The 17,903-nt window shown below is 60.4% G+C and carries 12 protein-coding genes; 3 read left to right on the plus strand and 9 right to left on the minus strand.

The genetic code is table 11. The features are described 5' to 3' along the window. Positions 1–25 precede the first annotated feature (25 nt). The gene (locus PseAD21_RS00880; RefSeq protein WP_102354092.1) at positions 26–2,485 is read right to left on the minus strand and encodes an EAL domain-containing protein; all 2,460 of its coding nucleotides are present in this window, start codon (positions 2,483–2,485) and stop codon (positions 26–28) included. A 177-nt stretch (positions 2,486–2,662) separates the two neighbouring features. On the opposite strand from PseAD21_RS00880, the gene PseAD21_RS00885 reads away from it, so the two are divergent. Then, positions 2,663–7,300 carry a deaminase domain-containing protein gene (locus PseAD21_RS00885; RefSeq protein WP_102354093.1) on the plus strand — a complete coding sequence of 1,546 codons (4,638 nt, stop codon included), beginning with the start codon at positions 2,663–2,665 and terminating at the stop codon, positions 7,298–7,300. A gap of 1 nt (position 7,301) precedes the next feature. Here PseAD21_RS00885 and PseAD21_RS00890 read toward each other — a convergent pair whose 3' ends face one another. The 5 genes from PseAD21_RS00890 to PseAD21_RS00910 form a co-directional block, all read right to left on the minus strand. Beyond that, complete coding sequence (locus PseAD21_RS00890) at positions 7,302–9,119, minus strand: ABC transporter ATP-binding protein (protein ID WP_102354094.1); 1,818 nt, start codon at positions 9,117–9,119, stop codon at positions 7,302–7,304. Then, positions 9,112–9,714: a DsbA family protein gene (locus tag PseAD21_RS00895; RefSeq protein WP_178082076.1), complete on the minus strand. Its 603-nt coding sequence runs from the start codon at positions 9,712–9,714 to the stop codon at positions 9,112–9,114. The genes PseAD21_RS00890 and PseAD21_RS00895 overlap by 8 nt, the downstream gene beginning before the upstream one ends. A gap of 35 nt (positions 9,715–9,749) precedes the next feature. Then, complete coding sequence (locus PseAD21_RS00900; protein ID WP_102354096.1) at positions 9,750–10,691, minus strand: rhodanese-related sulfurtransferase; 942 nt, start codon at positions 10,689–10,691, stop codon at positions 9,750–9,752. Between the two features lie 296 nt (positions 10,692–10,987). Then, positions 10,988–11,287 carry a BolA family transcriptional regulator gene (locus PseAD21_RS00905; RefSeq protein WP_007908388.1) on the minus strand — a complete coding sequence of 100 codons (300 nt, stop codon included), beginning with the start codon at positions 11,285–11,287 and terminating at the stop codon, positions 10,988–10,990. Between the two features lie 12 nt (positions 11,288–11,299). After that, on the minus strand, positions 11,300–11,818 hold the full coding sequence (locus PseAD21_RS00910) for a DUF2059 domain-containing protein (RefSeq protein WP_102354097.1): 519 nt from the start codon (positions 11,816–11,818) through the stop codon (positions 11,300–11,302). A gap of 193 nt (positions 11,819–12,011) precedes the next feature. On the opposite strand from PseAD21_RS00910, the gene PseAD21_RS00915 reads away from it, so the two are divergent. Next, positions 12,012–13,406 carry a class II fumarate hydratase gene (locus PseAD21_RS00915; protein WP_102354098.1) on the plus strand — a complete coding sequence of 465 codons (1,395 nt, stop codon included), beginning with the start codon at positions 12,012–12,014 and terminating at the stop codon, positions 13,404–13,406. Between the two features lie 123 nt (positions 13,407–13,529). On the opposite strand, the gene PseAD21_RS00920 is transcribed toward PseAD21_RS00915, so the two are convergent. Then, the gene (locus PseAD21_RS00920; RefSeq protein ID WP_102354099.1) at positions 13,530–14,489 is read right to left on the minus strand and encodes a DMT family transporter; all 960 of its coding nucleotides are present in this window, start codon (positions 14,487–14,489) and stop codon (positions 13,530–13,532) included. Positions 14,490–14,699: 210 nt separating this feature from the next. Between PseAD21_RS00920 and PseAD21_RS00925 the strand changes: the two genes are divergently transcribed. Continuing rightward, positions 14,700–14,894, plus strand: coding sequence for a DUF6316 family protein (locus PseAD21_RS00925; protein WP_102354100.1), 195 nt, complete (start codon positions 14,700–14,702; stop codon positions 14,892–14,894). A 118-nt stretch (positions 14,895–15,012) separates the two neighbouring features. On the opposite strand, the gene PseAD21_RS00930 is transcribed toward PseAD21_RS00925, so the two are convergent. Then, on the minus strand, positions 15,013–16,197 hold the full coding sequence (locus PseAD21_RS00930) for a thiolase family protein (RefSeq protein ID WP_102354101.1): 1,185 nt from the start codon (positions 16,195–16,197) through the stop codon (positions 15,013–15,015). Between the two features lie 103 nt (positions 16,198–16,300). Continuing rightward, the gene (gene pap / locus PseAD21_RS00935; RefSeq protein ID WP_102354102.1) at positions 16,301–17,815 is read right to left on the minus strand and encodes a polyphosphate:AMP phosphotransferase; all 1,515 of its coding nucleotides are present in this window, start codon (positions 17,813–17,815) and stop codon (positions 16,301–16,303) included. Between the last annotated feature and the right edge of the window lie 88 nt (positions 17,816–17,903).

Below are 17,903 nucleotides of genomic sequence, written 5' to 3' on the forward strand. Positions count from 1 at the left end.
TGATTGTAAGGATCGGCAAGAGATTTCAACGGAACGTGCCAGGCGCCTTGAACAACAACGGCTGCGGCCTGGCGGGCCGACTTTGCAAACTGTCACAGGTAAACAATTGCGGGCGTTCGATGACATAACCCTGAGCGTAATCCACCCCGATTTCAAGCAATGCCTGCTCGATCTGGGTTGTTTCAACAAACTCGGCAATTGTCTGCTTACCCATGACATGCCCGATGTGATTGATCACTTCGACCATTGCGCGGTTAATCGGGTCGTCCAGCATATCCTTTACGAAACTCCCGTCGATCTTCAGGAAGTCTACAGGCAAATGTTTCAGATAAGCGAATGAAGACATTCCGGCACAAAAATCATCAAGTGAGAAGTAACATCCTAAGCCTTTGAGTTCATTAATAAATCGAATTGCACTCCCAAGATTTGCAATTGCACTGGTTTCGGTAATTTCAAAACAAATCATTTCAGGTGGTATGGAGTAACTAACAAACTGTTCCCGCAGAAAGTGCAAGAACGCCTCATCTCCGATAGTAATGCCTGAAAGATTAATCGCACACATTGCCAACGGGCCTTCATGTTGTTCGGCAATACATTGGGCAATGACTTTAAAAACATTCTCGACTACCCAGCGGTCGAGTTGACTCATCAGGCCATAACGTTCGGCAGCCGGAATGAAACTGTCCGGGAGAATCATCCGTCCGGACTCATCATGCAGGCGCAGGAGTATTTCGATGTGTCCTGCGCCACTCGCAGCAGGGCTCAGCGGGGCAATTTCCTGGGCGTAGAGGCAGAAACGGTTTTCTTCCAGCGCCATGTGCAGCCGCTGCACCCAGGCCATCTCGCCAAAGCGCAAGGACAGTTCGGAATCATCGGCATGGTAGACCTGCACGCGGTTCCGGCCCTTTTCCTTGGCCATGTAGCAGGCCATGTCGGCGGCGCGCAGCGAAGCTTCGAGGGTGGCCGGAGTCTGGGCGATGTGCACCAGGCCGATGCTCACGGTGGTCAGGAACGGTCGCCCCTTCCACACGAAATGCAGGTTCTGCACGGTCTGGCGCAGACTCTCGGCGATTTTCTCCGCAGCCTCCGGAGCGCAACTCTCCAGCAAGATACCGAACTCGTCCCCGCCCAGCCGCGCCAGGGTGTCGCCCTCGCGCAAGCCCGATTGCAACAACGTGCAGATGTGGCGCAACAACTCATCGCCGGCGGCGTGACCGCAGGTGTCGTTGACCAGCTTGAACTGGTCCAGGTCAAGGAACATCAGCGCATGCCGCCCGGGCTGCCGCGTCAGATTGTGCAGAGCCTGCTCCAGGCGATATTCGAATTCGCGGCGGTTGGCCAGACCCGTCAGGGCATCGTGGGTCGCCTGCCACGACAGGTTGGCGATGTACTGCCGCTCCTGGGTCATGTCATGCAGCACCAGCACCGTGCCACTGATCTTTTCGGCATTGCGGATCGGCGCGCCCACCAGTGTCACCGAAACCGTGCTGCCGTCCAGGCGCTGAATCAGCTTCGAGTGCTCGCTGCCACCGACCAGTTTGCCGCTGAGAATATGTTCGATCAGCGTCAGTCCTTCAGCCTGGGCATTGTCATCCAGCAGATTGAACAACGCCGCCAGCGGCAGACCTGCCGCGTGCTCGGCCTTCCAGTGGGTCATGGCTTCGGCTGCCGGGTTCATGTATTCGATGGCCCCGTCGACATCGGTGGTGATGACCCCGTCGCCGATCGATTGCAGGGTGATGTGCGCCCGATCTTTCTCCAACTGCAGCGCCTGGGCAAAGGCATGGCGCTGCTTGAGCAGCTTGTGCGTGCGCAACAGGGCCAGCACGATCAGCCCGAGCGCCGTGGCAAGGTTGGTGAACAGCAGCAGACGCAGAATCATCCGCGAGCCTTCGCCCAGGGCATCGCTGAACGCCTTGGCCGCTGGTGTCACACCGTCGTTGATGGCGAAAATCCGCGCTTTCCAATATTGAATATCAGCCGGTGTCGCGACGTTTTCGCTGATGCGCTGATGCATCTCGCGCGCGACGTTATCCAGCTGAACCAGATAGCCATCACCAATCGTCCAGCGATCGATCGCGGTTTCCAGATAGCTGAAATGACGAAAATTGAGATACAGCCAAATCAGGCTGGAGACGTCATCGGGATGGTTGCCGCCCTTCAGAATTCCGTCCCGCGCCGCCTGCAGATCCGGTGGCTGTCGATCAAGGGCCAGACGCAACTCATGCCCGCCCTGTGGCACGGCAATCGCTTGCTTGTACTTGAGAAAGATTGCCTCGTCGCGGCTGTCAGCGTAGAGATTCAGATAATAGATCGCGTCTTTCTGGCCCTTGGACCAGAGACTCTCACCGGCGACATAGCCACGCACGGCCGACAAGACGTAAAGACTCACGCCCCCCAATAACGCCTGAAATAACACGACGGCAATAAATGGCCAGACGATGCCCAACAGCCGTGGCGTTCCGAGAGTCCTTTTTTGCTTCATGAGGTCCTTAGTGCACGCACTGCCATCATCAAGAGGAGACCGCTGGAGCTAGCCTAGGGGGCGATCCCCCTTCCGGCAAGCCAGGATACTTTCAACCTGCGATACCTATATACCGCACCCCGGGTTCTCGATGCTTCGACACTGACGGCTTCCGATCATTTCAGAGCCGTCTCCCCCATGCAATCACCGATATCCACGCTGCAACGGCATATTGCCCAACAGGCTGAATACCGCTCGATGAACACCGCACTTCGCGCTGTTCTCGCGGCCTCGACCTCGCTGGACAGCTACTACCTGTCACCCCAAGCGCATTCGCGCCTCGGCACGGCGTACGAGCGGACGCAAACCCTTCTGCAAGCGCTGTTCGAAGAGGCGGGCAATCGGCCATTGAGCGAGTATTTGCAAGCCTCCAAAGACCGGCTGTTACAAGTCAGTGCCGTGGGCGATCAGTGTAGCTTTACGTTCAGCCGTCGCGATGACAGCGTCGCCCACCACACCATCGAGGATGTCAAAAAGGCATCCGCCAGAATTCAAGAGTTTCAGCTAGCGTTGCTGAGTATAGGCGCACACTTGCGTTCCGACAGAGTGTTGCCGCTGTCACAACTGCTGCGTGAGTCCGGGTTCACATTGCCCAGCACGCCTGACGCCGCGAGCCTGGGCCGACTGATCAACGAGGTAGAAGAACACCGCGCCAGCCACCGACTGAATCTGCGTCAGAACCCGGCGCTGACGCTACTGATGAGCGACGACGAAAAAGCCGCAGTCCAGGACCTGATTGGCGACTGGCTCACCGGCAAAACCCTGTCGGCCATCGACAGCCTGGCCGCTGAGGTCACGCCTGCGTTTACCCGCAAGCAGTTGGAGGATCAGCCTGCCACGTGCCTGGAACGCCTGCTCGATACGCCCAAGGCGCAGGATCTGGGCCGGCGTATTCTGCAAAAACTGCAGTGGTATGGCGCACAGCCTGATGAGCAGACTCTTCCTGACGTCGGCGCACGCCTGCTACTTGAAGCATTGTGCCTGTGGTACGAGGCGGCCCACGACGGCAGCTCGACCACAGTGGCTGGTTTTGCACTTGAACAACGGGCTCACTACGGAAGGAGCTACACCACCCTTCGCCGGGATTTCCTGCAACATCTGGAAGACTCCCGCCGCACGTCGACGGCGATTGAGAAACACCTGCTGGGATGGATATGTCTGACGCGCTTCCCACTGGAGTTTCAAGTCCGCGACATTCCTGAAGACTTGCCCTATGCCAGTTCGACGGTCTGGGTGAACTTCGTGCATGGCACCCACCTCGCCCACGCCCTTGATCCAGAGCTGCTGCGTTATCTGACGTTTCAACAGTTGCTTGACCTGCCCCTGACGAAAAGCGCAAACGCCAGCGCCGACTTGCAAGCCCTGATTGCCGCGACGCGTGCGCCAGCGGCGCAAACCTGGGCGCTGGCGACGGGCGCATTGACGCCCTCGGACGAGCCACAAACCGTGCAGCCTGCCATGCAAGCGCTGGAGGATCACGAGGCGCAACTGAACAAGGCAATCCTGCAACTGGATGTCGAGCCACCGCAACGCCTGCCACTGGCCAGACAGTTGCTGGAGCGCGCGCTGGCCAATGACCTTTACGACCACAAGAAAATCCACCTCAAGCGCCACCATCATCAATCCGCCAGCCGTCATCGACGCAACATTCTCGACACCCCCGACGTCGCGCTACCCACTTGGCCGTTGCTGGAGGTGTATGCCGGCGGCGGGCTGACCGCCGATGCCCGCTGGTACGTCAGCGACGATGGCAGGCGTGCCAGCGAATGGATCAGCCTGAGTGCACAACGCAAACTGCAAAGCGGATTTGTCGACAGCACAGGCCCGAGCCAACCCCCTGGCCGACGGTTGTCGAGGTTCCCGACCGATTGCACGTTGCCCGATATCAAGACCGTGTTCGACTCGCAGTTCGATACCTATCTGGCCAAGACCAAAAGTGCCTATGAGTACCTGATCAAGAGTCAACTGGTCACACTGCCATCGGCTGATCGTCAGGCGCTGGAACAGGGTGAAGTGAGAATCCTGAGCCTCAGGAAGCAGACCCGTCACATCGAGGCTCATCTGGAAACACCGGAAAACATCCTGCCCCACAGGACACGCATGGGGTTTGTGTTACAGGCCACTTATGAGGGGACATCGAGCTTCTACGAGTGCCTGCCGCGCGCCGGCATGATCCGCAAACGTTCGGACCTGACAGTCGGGCATGTCGGCGGGTTTCTGTTGCCGCCACTGCCACCAAAACGCGGGAGAACCAAGGGCCAGAGCATCAGTCGTATCGCCGCTCGCCCGCTGCCGTTCGATCACGATGCACACCGGAACGGCTCAATACCCAAACCGCAGGCCAGGTGCGTCGCCATCCTCGAACCGTTGGGCAATGCACTCGCACCGTCAACGCTGCCGTCGGCCCTTCACCCAGGCGTACCGAACCTGAACTTCACCTCGGTGCGAACCGGGCAGATCGCCTCTTTCGTCGCCACCCGGTTGTTCTATGTCGATGAACAGGCGCTGCGCCGCGAAGCCTGGGGCGAAACCCGCTTCGAGCGGGAATACAACAAGCAACACTGGATCTTCGGGCTCAAGGCATTCATCCCGTTCTGGGGCAGTCTCGACGACCTGCAATCAGACAGCCCCGGCACACGCTTGATGGGCGTGCTCGGGCTGCTGCTCGACATCGTTTCATTCGCGATTCCATTGGGCAAGTTCATCGCCGGCAGCATTCGCCTGGCCGCGGTGGCAGGAAAAATGGCGATTCGTGTCGCCCTGCCGCGCATGGCGCAACTGTCGAAAAACCTGGTGGTTGCCAGCCTGAGAAATCTCAACCCGCTGGACGCGGCGCCGGCCTTGCTCAAGCTCGGTGGCCGCGGCGTGATCAGCGCGGTGCGGGCCGCTGCACACCTGGAAAACCGTGCGCTATTGCGCCTGAAAAGACTGGCCGGCAGAAGCGGTGAATACGATTTGCTGCACAGCCTGCCGCAAACGCTGGATGCCGGAAGCTGGAAACCCCTGAGCCCGGCCGATCACCTGGCCGTGGTCAGGGGCATTGACGATGTACCGGTGCGCAACGTTGCCGTCAGCGGGATCCGGCATCACCTGCTCGACCCATTCTCCAACCGCCCCTATGGGCCGCGACTGATAGCGCAGGAACATGAGTTTTCACTCGGGCGCTCGCACTACCGTGGGGTGACGAAAACCGACGATCAAATCGTCATCGATCTGCCGCAGAACACCCGTGTGGAACATCTGCCCGAAATGAGTGGACGGACCACGGTGCTGATCGACGACGTGCCCTATCGACTCGACGGCGATGAACTGCGCCGCGTCGATCTTCTCGACGAGAGTCAGCACTGGAAGCTGTTGCCATGCCGTATCCGGCGCGCACCCGGGCCAGCAGGCGACTGCCGCGTCAGCTATATCACCGCAGAGCCGGCACCAACACCGCCCCTTGGCACGATCGACAAGGAAAAAGGCTATGCACCATGGTTCGGCGAGCGAGTCTCGGAACCGGCCCCGCTGCCCCGGCAAAATGGAACGTTCCTGGCCGTCGACGCCAAGCTGTATCGCATCGTCGACAACCGCCCGACACTGTTCACCGGTGACCTGCATCGCCTGGGGTTCAGTCGTGGCAGGCTGGTGCCGCGGCAACAGATTCAGGCCACGCTACAGTTTCGCAAAGGGATTTTCGCCCGCATCAAGACGGGTGGCACCTACGATGGAATCAACGATTCGCATCAGGTCGGTGCGGTGCTCGTGCCGGCCCTCGACGAGTCCTGCGCTCACGTGTTCTTTCGGGTGAACCACCATGAGTACTACCTCGCCAGCATTGCCAAGGGCGACATTCCCGGCAACCCGTTGACCTTCAAACGCCTGACACCTGCCGAACTGGCCGACGGCACGTTGGGCGCGGAACTGCTGACCGTCTACACCGGTTCGCTGCATGCCAACAATGTCGCGCATATCCATGGCCTCGAAGCCGTGCAACGCGCCATGCACACCATGGAACAGATCGCGATTCCCATCGGCACCCAGGCAAACCCTGCGAACAACATGAAATGGCTGAAAGTCGACACCAGTCCGGGCGAGGCGCTGATGTTCGATCACTCCACCCGGATGATCGTCACGCGCCTGCCCGAAGGTGCCGCCACCTGGGCACGCAGCAAAGAAGCACCGCAGGCCTTTCGAGAAAAAACCGCGGAAATTTTCGACACACTGTTCCTGTCACCCACCGTGCAGCCGGCCAACGCCAACGCGGCGCTGCGCATCGATGGCGCCATGCAGAAATTGCAGAACCTGCTGCCCGTGCGCGAGCGCCCGGTCAACGCACGCAACATCGCGTTCGCCGAAGTCACCACCGCCAGCGGCCAGCGTGAAATCTACGTCAGCGTCTCCGGCGCGCAAGGCAGCACGCAGCGCCTGCCGCTGTTTCGGCACATGGGCGCCAATCACGTGCGGATCGGTCAGACCACCTACATCAACATCGATTACAACCCGGCCTTCCCGCGCACTTCGCTGGAGGTGACCGAACAGAGTCAACTGTTGGCGGTGCCGCTGACCATCAAGGAGTTGAAAACCTATCAGCCGACCCAGACCAGCCGCCCCACTTCACTGGACAGCGAAAGCAAGTTGATCAGAGTGATTCGCGAAAAATACCCGGACCCGAAAGAAATACGCGCAGTCGACATCGCGACGACCATGCGCCCGTGCGAATCGTGTTCAGTAGTGATCAAGGAGTTTGGTTACGACGGCGCGGCCGATGCCCTGCAGGTTTTGTGGGGCTGACCTAAAGGCGCTGCAGATGCCCGTACAGCTTGGCGTACAAGCCGCCATCAGCGATCAGTTGCTGATGGTCGCCGTCCTCGGCCACCTGCCCGCCATCGAACACCAGCACCCGATCCGCCTGCTTCACCGCTGAGAGGCGGTGGGCAATGATCAGTGTAGTGCGACCATTGAGGAACCGCGCCATGGCCTGATGCAGGTTGTACTCGGTGGCGGCGTCGAGGGCCGAAGTGGCCTCGTCGAGGATCACCACTTTCGGCTCGGCAAGGATCATCCGCGCAATCGCCAGACGCTGACGCTGACCACCGGAAAGGCGCACACCGGAGCGGCCGACAATGCTGTCGAGGCCGTCCGGCAGTGCGCGAATTGCCGGTTCCAGCTGGGCGATTTCCAGCGCCTGCCAGCAGGCATCGTCGCTGCGGGTGCGGCCCATGGTCAGGTTGGCGCGCACGGTGTCGTTGAACAGCGCCGGGTGTTGCAGCACCACGGCGACGTTTTCCCTGACCAGCTCCAGGCCGATTTCCTGCTGGGTCGAACCACCGAAGCGGATAGTCCCGGACACTGGCGTATAGAGCCCCAACAGCAACTGCACAAGGGTACTTTTACCACCGCCACTGGCGCCGACAATTGCGACTTTTTCACCGGGTGCAATCGACAGATCCAGTTGATCCAGCACCAGCTCATCGCCATACCCGAAGCTCAAACCCTGAACCTGAATGCCCACGGTCTCGCGGCCCTTGAACGGATCGACGCCGCCGGGATATTGCGGCTCATCGGCGCGCGCCAGCAGTTCGTTGATCCGCGTCAGCGCACCGCCCGCTGCGTAGTAGGCGTATTGCAGATTGAGCAGTTGTTCGACCGGGCCGATCATGAACCACAGGTAACTGAACACCGCGAGCATCTGGCCGATCGACAGGTCGGAGAACAGCACCGTGAGCATGGCTGCGGCGCGAAAGATGTCGATACCGAACTGAAACAGCAGACCGCTGGCGCGGTTCGACGCATCGGTCTTCCACTGCGAGTTGACTGCGTAATTGCGCACTTCCTGCGCGCGCAATCCGAGTCGCCCGAGAAAGAAGCCCTGGCGGTTGCCGGCGCGCACTTCCTGGATCGCATCGAGGGTCTCGCTCAGGGCCTGAGTGAAGCGCGAGGTGCTGTCGTTTTCCAGTTTCTTCAGGTGCTTGACCCGCTTGCCCAACTGCACCGTGGCGTAAATCACCAACGGGTTGAACAGCAGGATCAGCAGCGCCAGTTTCCAGTGCATCCACATCAGGATGCTCGCGGTACCGACCAGGGTCAGCATCGCCACCAGAAAACGGCTGAGGGTTTCGCCGACGAACTTGTCGAGAGTGTCCAGATCGGTGACCAGGTGCGTGGTCACAGTGCCGCTGCCGAGACTTTCGTATTCACCGAGGGAGATACGTTTGAGGCGCTCGATCAGACGCACACGAATGCGGTAGACGATGTCCTTGGCCAACCGTGCAAACAGTCGCGCCTGCAACACGCCAAAGCACAGGGCACTGCAGCGCAGGGTCAGGGTGACCACCAGCATCAGGCCGATGTAACCCGCTGCCTGCTGCCACATCGACGGCAACACGTGGTTCATGATTTTCAGTGCAGCATCGCCATGCCCGAGCAGGACTTCGTCCACCAGCAATGGCAACAACAACGGAATCGGTACGCTGCACAGCGTCGCCAGGACGGCGACGCCGTTGGCGATCCACAGGGATTTTTTGTGATGCAGTGCCAGTCGCCGGACTTCTGCCCAGCTCAGCCGGTCGACACGCTTTACGGCTGGCGTGTCATCGGCCCGGTCAGGCACAGGCTGCGCGCTCCAGCCAGCGACCGAGTAATGGCGAGAGTTCACTGAGTGGTTGGTAGCCGTTGGTCAGCAGCGCCAGTTGGCCGTTGCGTTCGGCGAGCAAGGTCGGGAAACCGGCGATGCCCAGATCCTGCACCCAACTGAAATCGGCCTGAGTCGCCTTGTGCTGATCGGCATGATCGAACAGCGCGGCAAATTCGATACGTGGTACGCCTGCCTGCTCTGCCAGTTCCACCAGCACACCGGCCTGGGTCACATCGCGACCTTCAGCGTAGAACGCCTGCTGGATCAGGCCGACCAGTGTCCACGCGCAATCCGGCGCGAGGCTGCGCGCGGTGACGATCGCCCGGCAGGCAGGCTCGGTGTCATAGACAAAACCGTCGGGCAACGCGCCGTCGAACTTGAACGGCTGACCGGTGGCTTCGGTGACCGCTTGCCAGTGTTCAAGAATGTAGCGCCGCGTGGTCGGTTCCAGCGCCGAGCCACTGCCGGTGCGCAACCCACCGACCACCAAGTGCAGCTCGACCCCGGCTGCCTGCGCCTGCTCGACCAATGCCTTGGCCACCGGAGCGAACCCCCAGCACCAGGAACACATCGGATCCATCACATAGAGCAGGCGCGCAGACATGATCAGACCTCGGTGGATGCTTGCTTATAGTTGTAGCCGATCGGGTGCGGCATGTTGCGCGCCTTGGCCAGTTCGATCTGCTTCTGCCGATCGATGGCGCTGCGGCGGGTCTTCTCGCTCAGCTTGTCCCAGCAATGCGGGCAGCTGATGCCGGCCACGTAGTGCTCGCTGGCGCGATCTTCAACACTGACCGGTGTGCGGCAGGCATGACATTGATCGTAGTCGCCTTCGCTGAGGTCGTGACGCACGGTCACGCGGTTGTCGAACACAAAGCAGTCGCCCTGCCACTTGGTCTCTTCCTGCGGCACCTCTTCGAGGTACTTCAGGATGCCGCCCTTGAGGTGGTAAACCTCTTCGAAACCCTCGCCCAGCATGTAGCTCGAGGCTTTCTCGCAGCGAATGCCACCGGTGCAGAACATCGCGACCTTCTTGTGCACGGCCGGGTCGAAGTGCTCTTTGATGTAGTCGGGAAATTCACGAAAACTGGTGGTTTTCGGATCGATGGCACCTTCGAAGGTACCGATCGACACTTCGTAATCGTTGCGCGTGTCGATCAACAGCACTTCGGGGTCGCTGATCAACGCGTTCCAGTCTTGCGGATCAACGTAGGTGCCGACCTTTTTGTTCGGGTCCACGCCTTCGACGCCGAGGGTGACGATCTCTTTCTTCAGCTTGACCTTGGTGCGGTAGAACGGCTGCTCGTCGCAGTACGACTCTTTGTGGTCGATATCGATCATGCGCGGGTCGTTTTTCAGCCAGGCGAGCAGGCCATCGATGCCTTCACGGCTGCCGGACACCGTGCCGTTGATGCCTTCTTCGGCGATCAGCAGGGTGCCTTTGATGCCATTGTCGACCATCGCTTGCAGCAGTGGCTCGCGCAGGTTGACGTAATCTTCGAGGGTGACGAACTTATACAGTGCCGCCACGACAATCGGTTGTGTCATGGGTATTTCTCCAGGTGGCTACCCTCGCAAAGGGTGAACCGGATTCAAAAAAAAACGCGCCGCTTGAGCGGCGCGTTGCGGATTCTAGCAAAAACACAGTGTGTTTTGGATTTACTGAGGTTTCTGTGGCAACACAAAACCTGTGGTGAGGGGATTTATCCCCGATGGGCTGCGAAGCGGCCCCAAACCCTGAGAATGCGGTCTTTCAGGGAGATTGGGTTCTGTGGCTTTTGGGGCTGCTTCGCAACCCATCGGGGATAAATCCCCTCGCCACAAAAATCCAGCCACATCCAAAATCAGTGTTTGCTTCCGCCGGCACAGGTCGGCGACGCCGGAGCGGCGCCGATCTCTGCCCATTCCTGCGGCGTGTAGGTGTGCAGCGCCAACGCATGGAACTCGCCCATCAGCTCGCCAAGCGTGCCGTAGACTTTCTGGTGGCGCTTGACCCGATTGAGGCCGTCGAACTGCGCACTGACCACCACAGCCTTGAAGTGGGTCTGTAACCCGCGACTGTGCATGTGGCTTTCATCCAGCACCTGCAGATGTTCGGGCTGAAGCAGCGCCAGCGTCGATTCGATGCGTTGTTGCATGGTCATCACGAACTCCGCTTACTTCTTCTTGGCCGGTGCAGCGCCTTTCGGTGCCAGCTCGTTGGTCATGTCGTCGAGCAGCTTGTTGACAACAGGGACGGCGCTTTCCAGCTTGGCCTGAGTCATCTGGGCCGATTGCTGGGTCAGCTGAGGCATTTTTTCCAGGACTTTCTTGCCCAGTGGCGACTGGTAGAACGCGACCAGATCCTTCAGCTCGGATTCGCTGAAGTTGCTGGTGTAGAGCTTGACCATGTCCGGTTTCAGCTTGTTCCAGCCAATGGCTTGGTCCAGCGCAGCGTTGGCCTTGGCCTGATAGGTTTCCAGTACGGCTTTCTTGGCTTCCGGGGCTTTGGTCTGCTCAAAACGCTGAGCGAACATTTGCTGCACTTGCATGTACACCGGAGTGCCCAGCTTGTCAGCGTGCGCCAGGGTCAGAAAAGCTTCAGCACTGGCGTTGTGGCTGGCGGTATCGGCAAGCACCTGGCCGCTGGCGCAAACCAGTGCAACCGCGGTGCAGATGGCACGAAGACGAGTCATCGAGTTTCCTTTTCAGCTAGGCGAGGTAAAACCCCAAGGGCGACCATTCTGCGCCTAAAAAACCTCGTGGCTCAACCCCCGGCCCTTGCCGTGCTTGATTGACGGGGTTTTACCGGTCAACAATCGGTTCGAGGGAACCACCTGGGCCTGACCGGGCCTAAACTGCGCAAACAGACCAACAGGAGTGTGCACGATGAGCCGTATCGAAACCGACAGCCTGGGCCAGATCGAAGTCCCGGACGACGCCTACTGGGGTGCTCAGACGCAACGCTCGCTGATCAACTTCGCCATTGGTCAGGAACGCATGCCGCTGCCGGTACTGCACGCCCTGGCCCTGATCAAGAAAGCCGCCGCCCGGGTCAACGACCGCAACGGCGACCTGCCCGCCGACATCGCCCGCCTGATCGAACAAGCCGCCGACGAAGTCCTCGACGGCCAGCACGACGACCAGTTCCCGCTGGTGGTCTGGCAGACCGGCAGCGGCACCCAAAGCAACATGAACGTCAACGAAGTGATCGCCGGCCGCGCCAACGAACTGGCCGGCAACCCGCGCGGCGGCAAGACGCCGGTGCACCCCAACGATCACGTCAACCGCTCACAAAGCTCCAACGACTGCTTCCCCACCGCCATGAGCATCGCCACCGCCAAAGCCGTGCAGGAGCAATTGCTGCCGGCCATCGCCGAGCTGTCCGGCGGTCTGGCCGAACTGGCGGCACGCCACATGAAACTGGTCAAGACCGGCCGCACGCACATGATGGACGCGACGCCGATCACCTTCGGTCAGGAACTGTCCGGGTTTATCGCGCAGCTGGATTACGCCGAGCGGGCGATCCGCTCAGCGCTGCCAGCGGTGTGCGAACTGGCGCAGGGCGGCACCGCGGTCGGCACCGGTCTGAATTCGCCGCACGGTTTTGGCGAAGCGATTGCCGCAGAACTCGCCGCCCTGTCCGGCCTCCCGTTCGTCACCGCGCCGAACAAGTTTGCCGCACTGGCCGGACATGAACCGTTGACCAGCCTGTCCGGCGCCCTGAAGACCCTCGCCGTGGCCCTGATGAAAATCGCCAACGACCTGCGCTTGCTCGGCTCCGGCCCTCGGGCAGGTTTTGCCGAAGTGCGACTGCCGGCGAACGAGCCAGGCAGCTCGATCATGCCCGGCAAGGTCAACCCGACCCAGTGCGAAGCGCTGTCGATGCTCGCCTGCCAAGTGCTGGGTAACGACGTCACCATCGGCATCGCCGCGAGTCAGGGCCACCTGCAACTGAACGTGTTCAAACCGGTGATCATCCACAACCTGCTGCAATCGATCCGCCTGCTCGCCGACGGTTGCAGCAACTTCCAGCAGCACTGCATCGCCGGTCTTGAGCCCGACGCCGAAGTCATGGCCAAACACCTGGAACGCGGACTGATGCTGGTGACGGCGTTGAACCCGCACATCGGTTACGACAAGTCGGCAGAAATCGCCAAGAAGGCTTACAGCGAAGGCCTGACCTTGCGTGAGGCGGCGTTGGCGTTGGGGTATCTGACCGATGAAGAGTTCGACGCCTGGGTGCGGCCGGAGAACATGATCGAGGCCGGCGCCAAGGGCTGAGATTTGTAGCGCCTGAAAGTCCGTCTTCGCGAGCAGGCTCGCTCCCACAGTTGACCGCAATCCCATGTGGGGAATGCGATCCAATGTGGGAGCGGGCTTGCTCGCGAAGAACGATGACGCGGTCTAACTGGCTGCCATCTTCATTCGCCGCGCTTTCAACCCGGCAATCAACGAAGGCCCCAACGCCACCAGCGCTGACCCCAACACCACCAGCACCGCCCCACCATACCCAAGCCCATTGATCTGCTCGGCATGCACATATTCGGGCCAGACCCCCGCCGCAATCGCCACCGCGCCAAACGTCACCAACGGCGTGATCGCCAATGTCGCACTGACCCGTGACGCTTCCCAATGTGCCAGCGCTTCAGCAAAGGCGCCGTAGGCAATCAGCGTGTTCATGCAGCACGCCAGCAGCAACCAACCCTGCAGCGGATTGAGATCGAGGGCTTCCAGCGGATGCACCCACGGTGTCAGCAACAGCGCACAGAACAGGTAGATCACCATCATCACCTGCAGCGAATTCCACACCGTGAGCAATTGCTTCTGGCCCAGCGCATAGAAGGTCCACACCGTCGACGCCAACAGCACCAGCAAAACGCCTGCGGTGTAATCCGACAGTGAGGTCAGCAGCTCCGCCAGCCGCTGATTGAAGTACAGCACAAAACCGATCAGCAGCACCGCCAGACCAATCCCCTGACCGATGCTGAAACGCTCCTTGAACACGAACAGGCTGGCGATCAGCAACATGATCGGCCCCATCTGCACCACCAGTTGCGCGGTGCCGGGGCTGAGCAGGTTGAGGCCCATCAGGTACAGCACGTAGTTGCCCACCAGCCCGAGCACCGCCATCAGCACCAGCCAGCCGCCCCGGGGGCCGAGCACTTTACGGCTCGGCAGGCGCTTGACCGAGGCCAGATATATGAACAGGCAACCGCCGGAGACCAACAGGCGAAACCAGGTCACCGTGATCGGGTCCATCACCTGCAGCACTTGCTTGAGCTTGATCGGCAGGATGCCCCACAGAAACGCCGTCAGCAGCGCCAGGAACAGACCGTAGACCCAGCGACCGGATGAAATGTGCATGCGAACCCCAATGCCTGCTGACAAGAGCGGTCATTCTAGGCCCGCACGCAGGCGCAACACAGGGACAGTTCGGGCCAGGCCGCGAATGAAACTGTGCAGGTCGCAGCATTAAATTGACGAATCACCGTTGATCGCTTGCCCGGGCGTGCCAAGTGCTTCAGGCATAAGCTCATTGAAACCCTTTCAGCGCATCACTCAAGGAGGCCGATCATGTACGGAATGCGCGCCCAGGACAGCGCCCCCGCCACGCACTTTCGCAGCGACCGGATGTGTCGGGTCAATGGCGAACTGTTTTTCTGCACGCGGGAGAACACCCTTGAGGGGCCGTTCGACAGGCCGGAGACAGCCGAGCAGGAAATAAAGGCGTATATCGCGCGGATGCAGGTTCTGGATTCCAACCGATGAACCGAGTTGAAGCCTTCGCGAGCAAGCCCGCTCTCACATTTTGATCGGTGTACACCGTACTAATGTGGGAGCGGGCTTGCTCGCGAAGGCGTCCTGACAGGCATACAAATCTGCAGGGTCAGCGCACCGCCTCAAACAACCCCGTCGCCCCCATCCCGCCCCCCACGCACATGGTCACAATGCCGTAGCGCAAATTGCGCCGCTGCAACTCACGCACGAGATGCCCGACCTGCCGCGACCCGGTCATGCCGAACGGGTGGCCGATGGAAATCGAGCCGCCGTTGACGTTGTATCGGTCGTTATCGATCTCCAGACGGTCGCGGGCGTACAGACACTGCGAAGCAAACGCCTCGTTGAGTTCCCACAGATCGATATCCGCCACCTGCAAGCCTTTGGCCTTGAGCAGTTTCGGCACCGAGAACACCGGACCGATGCCCATCTCGTCCGGCTCGCAGCCAGCCACAGTGAAACCGCGGTAAAACGCCTTGGGCGTGAGTCCCAGTTGCAGGGCTTTTTCCAGGCTCATCACCAGGGTCATCGACGCACCGTCAGACAGCTGTGACGAGTTGCCGGCCGTCACTGAACCGTCCTCGGCAAACACCGGTTTCAGTCCAGCGAGGCTTTCGTAGGTGGTGTCCGGCCGGTTGCAGTCGTCGTGATCGACGATGCTGTCGAGGATCTGCACCTCACCGCTGTTTTTGTCCTCGACCCGGTACTTGACCGCCATCGGCACGATTTCATCATTGAACAGCCCGGCGGCCTGCGCCTGGGCGGTGCGCAGCTGGCTTTGCAGCGCGTAGCGGTCCTGTGCCTCGCGGCTGACGTCATAACGGCGCGCGACCACTTCGGCGGTCTGGCCCATCGTGCAATAGATGCCCGGCACCTGCTGCTTGAGCAGCGGGTTGATCAGGTGATCGGTGTTGACGCTTTTCAGGGTCAGGCTGATCGACTCGACGCCACCGGCAACAATGATGTCGCTGCAACCGGAAGCGATCTGGTTGGCAGCAATCGCAATCGCCTGCAGACCCGAAGAGCAAAAGCGATTGAGGGTCATGCCGGCCACATTCGTGCCCAGGCGCGAGAGCACCGCCACGTTGCGGCCGATGTTGTAACCCTGCGCGCCCTCGTTGGAGCCGGCACCGACGATGCAGTCCTCGACGCTGGCCGGGTCGATGTCGTTGCGCGACAGCAGCGCGTTGACGCAATGGGCCGCCATGTCGTCGGGACGGGTCTGGTTGAACTTGCCGCGAAAGGACTTGGCCAGGCCGGTCCGCACGCTGTCGACGATCACCACTTCACGCATGGCATACCTCAATTGTTGTTGTCGCAGGAGAGTGAACCGAGGATAAGTCCACCCCGCCGCCGACCGCGACAATCATTCACCCCGCGTATACGTGTCCATCGGTTCAGTCCTTGTGCTTTTTCGCGCGCTTGTCGGACTTCTCGAACGCCTCTTCGAGGGCGCGGTTGATCGTGCGCAGCACCTTGACTCGCGCCCAGCGCTTGTCATTGGCCTCGACCAGTGTCCACGGCGAAATCTCGGTGCTGGTGCGGTCGACCATGTCGCCCACGGCCGCACGATAAGCGTCCCACTTGTCGCGGTTGCGCCAGTCGTCCTCGGTGATCTTGAAGCGCTTGAACGGAATCTGTTCCCGGGCCTGGAACCGCTCCATCTGCGTGTCCTTGTCGATCGCCAGCCAGAACTTGACGACGATCACCCCGGCGTCGGCGATCTGCTCTTCGAAGTCATTGATTTCGCTGTAGGCCCGCAGCCAGTCGGCCGGGCTGCAAAAGCCCTCGACCCGCTCCACCAGCACCCGGCCATACCAGGAGCGATCGAACACGGTGAACTTGCCCCGCGCCGGCAGATGCCGCCAGAAACGCCACAAGTACGGCTGCGCGCGCTCCTCTTCGGTTGGCGCAGCAATCGGCACGATGCTGTACTGGCGCGGATCGAGCGCCGCGGCGACACGGCGAATTGCCCCGCCCTTGCCCGCCGCATCATTGCCTTCGAACACTGCCACCAAGGCGTGGCGGCGCATGCGCTTGTCGCGCATCAACCCGGACAGCCTCGCCTGCTCGGTGATCAGTTGTTCTTCGTAGTCTTTCTTTTCCAACTGCCGGTTCAGGTCGAGACTGTCGAGCAGGTTCAGTTGATCGACTGCGGTGCCCAGCGGTGCGGCGTTGACTTCCTCGGTATGAACATCCGGGCGTTTCAAGGCATTCTGCAAACCTTCGAGCAGAATCTTGCCGACCGCCAGACTGCGGTAATTGGCGTCCATGCCTTCGATGATGTGCCACGGCGCGTAATCCCGGCTGGTGCGGCGCAGCACACGCTCGCCGTATTTGACGAACTTGTCGTAGGTTTCAGATTGCTGCCAGTCCAGCGGGCTGATGCGCCAGCTGTGCAGCGGGTCGTCGGCCAGCGCCTTGAGGCGGGCCTTCATCTGTTTCTTGGAAAGGTGAAACCAGAACTTGAAGATCAGCGCGCCTTCATCGCAGAGCATCTTTTCCAGACGCTCGGCGGCGTTGATTGCCTGATCCAGACGCGGATCCTTGAACAAACCGTGGACTCGCCCCTGGAGCATCTGGCTGTACCAGTTGCCGAAAAACACCCCCATCCGCCCCTTGGCCGGGAGCATCCGCCAGTAACGCCAGGCAGGTGGTCGCGCCAGCTCTTCGTCGGTCTGCTGATCGAAGGTGCGGACCTCGATCAGGCGCGGGTCCATCCACTCGTTGAGCAACTTGACGGTTTCGCCCTTGCCCGCGCCTTCGATGCCGTTGATCAAAATGATCACCGGGAAACGCTTCTGCTGCTGCAACTCGAACTGGGCTTCCAGCAATGCTTCACGCAAGGCAGGAACGGCGGCCTCGTAAGTCTCTTTGTCGATGGCGTGACCGATTTCAGCGGATTCAAACATGGGGACGGCTCCTTCCAGGATTCAGCAAGACTAGCGGATTGGGCATGGGCGCGGCAGAGAAATTCCGCTCCTTTTGGCTTCAAGAAAA

The organism is Pseudomonas sp. AD21 (assembly GCF_002878485.1).
In the GTDB taxonomy this organism is placed as follows: domain Bacteria; phylum Pseudomonadota; class Gammaproteobacteria; order Pseudomonadales; family Pseudomonadaceae; genus Aquipseudomonas.

Bases quoted from the DNA above. Each gene is read 5' to 3' on its own strand.
- pap (WP_102354102.1), bottom strand. From the start codon at position 17,815: ATGTTTGAATCCGCTGAAATCGGTCACGCCATCGACAAAGAGACTTAC.
- PseAD21_RS00925 (WP_102354100.1), top strand. From the start codon at position 14,700: ATGTACGGAATGCGCGCCCAGGACAGCGCCCCCGCCACGCACTTTCGC.
- PseAD21_RS00900 (WP_102354096.1), bottom strand. From the start codon at position 10,691: ATGACACAACCGATTGTCGTGGCGGCACTGTATAAGTTCGTCACCCTC.
- PseAD21_RS00880 (WP_102354092.1), bottom strand. From the start codon at position 2,485: ATGAAGCAAAAAAGGACTCTCGGAACGCCACGGCTGTTGGGCATCGTC.
- PseAD21_RS00905 (WP_007908388.1), bottom strand. From the start codon at position 11,287: ATGACCATGCAACAACGCATCGAATCGACGCTGGCGCTGCTTCAGCCC.
- PseAD21_RS00910 (WP_102354097.1), bottom strand. From the start codon at position 11,818: ATGACTCGTCTTCGTGCCATCTGCACCGCGGTTGCACTGGTTTGCGCC.
- PseAD21_RS00930 (WP_102354101.1), bottom strand. From the start codon at position 16,197: ATGCGTGAAGTGGTGATCGTCGACAGCGTGCGGACCGGCCTGGCCAAG.
- PseAD21_RS00915 (WP_102354098.1), top strand. From the start codon at position 12,012: ATGAGCCGTATCGAAACCGACAGCCTGGGCCAGATCGAAGTCCCGGAC.
- PseAD21_RS00920 (WP_102354099.1), bottom strand. From the start codon at position 14,489: ATGCACATTTCATCCGGTCGCTGGGTCTACGGTCTGTTCCTGGCGCTG.
- PseAD21_RS00885 (WP_102354093.1), top strand. From the start codon at position 2,663: ATGCAATCACCGATATCCACGCTGCAACGGCATATTGCCCAACAGGCT.
- PseAD21_RS00895 (WP_178082076.1), bottom strand. From the start codon at position 9,714: ATGTGTTCCTGGTGCTGGGGGTTCGCTCCGGTGGCCAAGGCATTGGTC.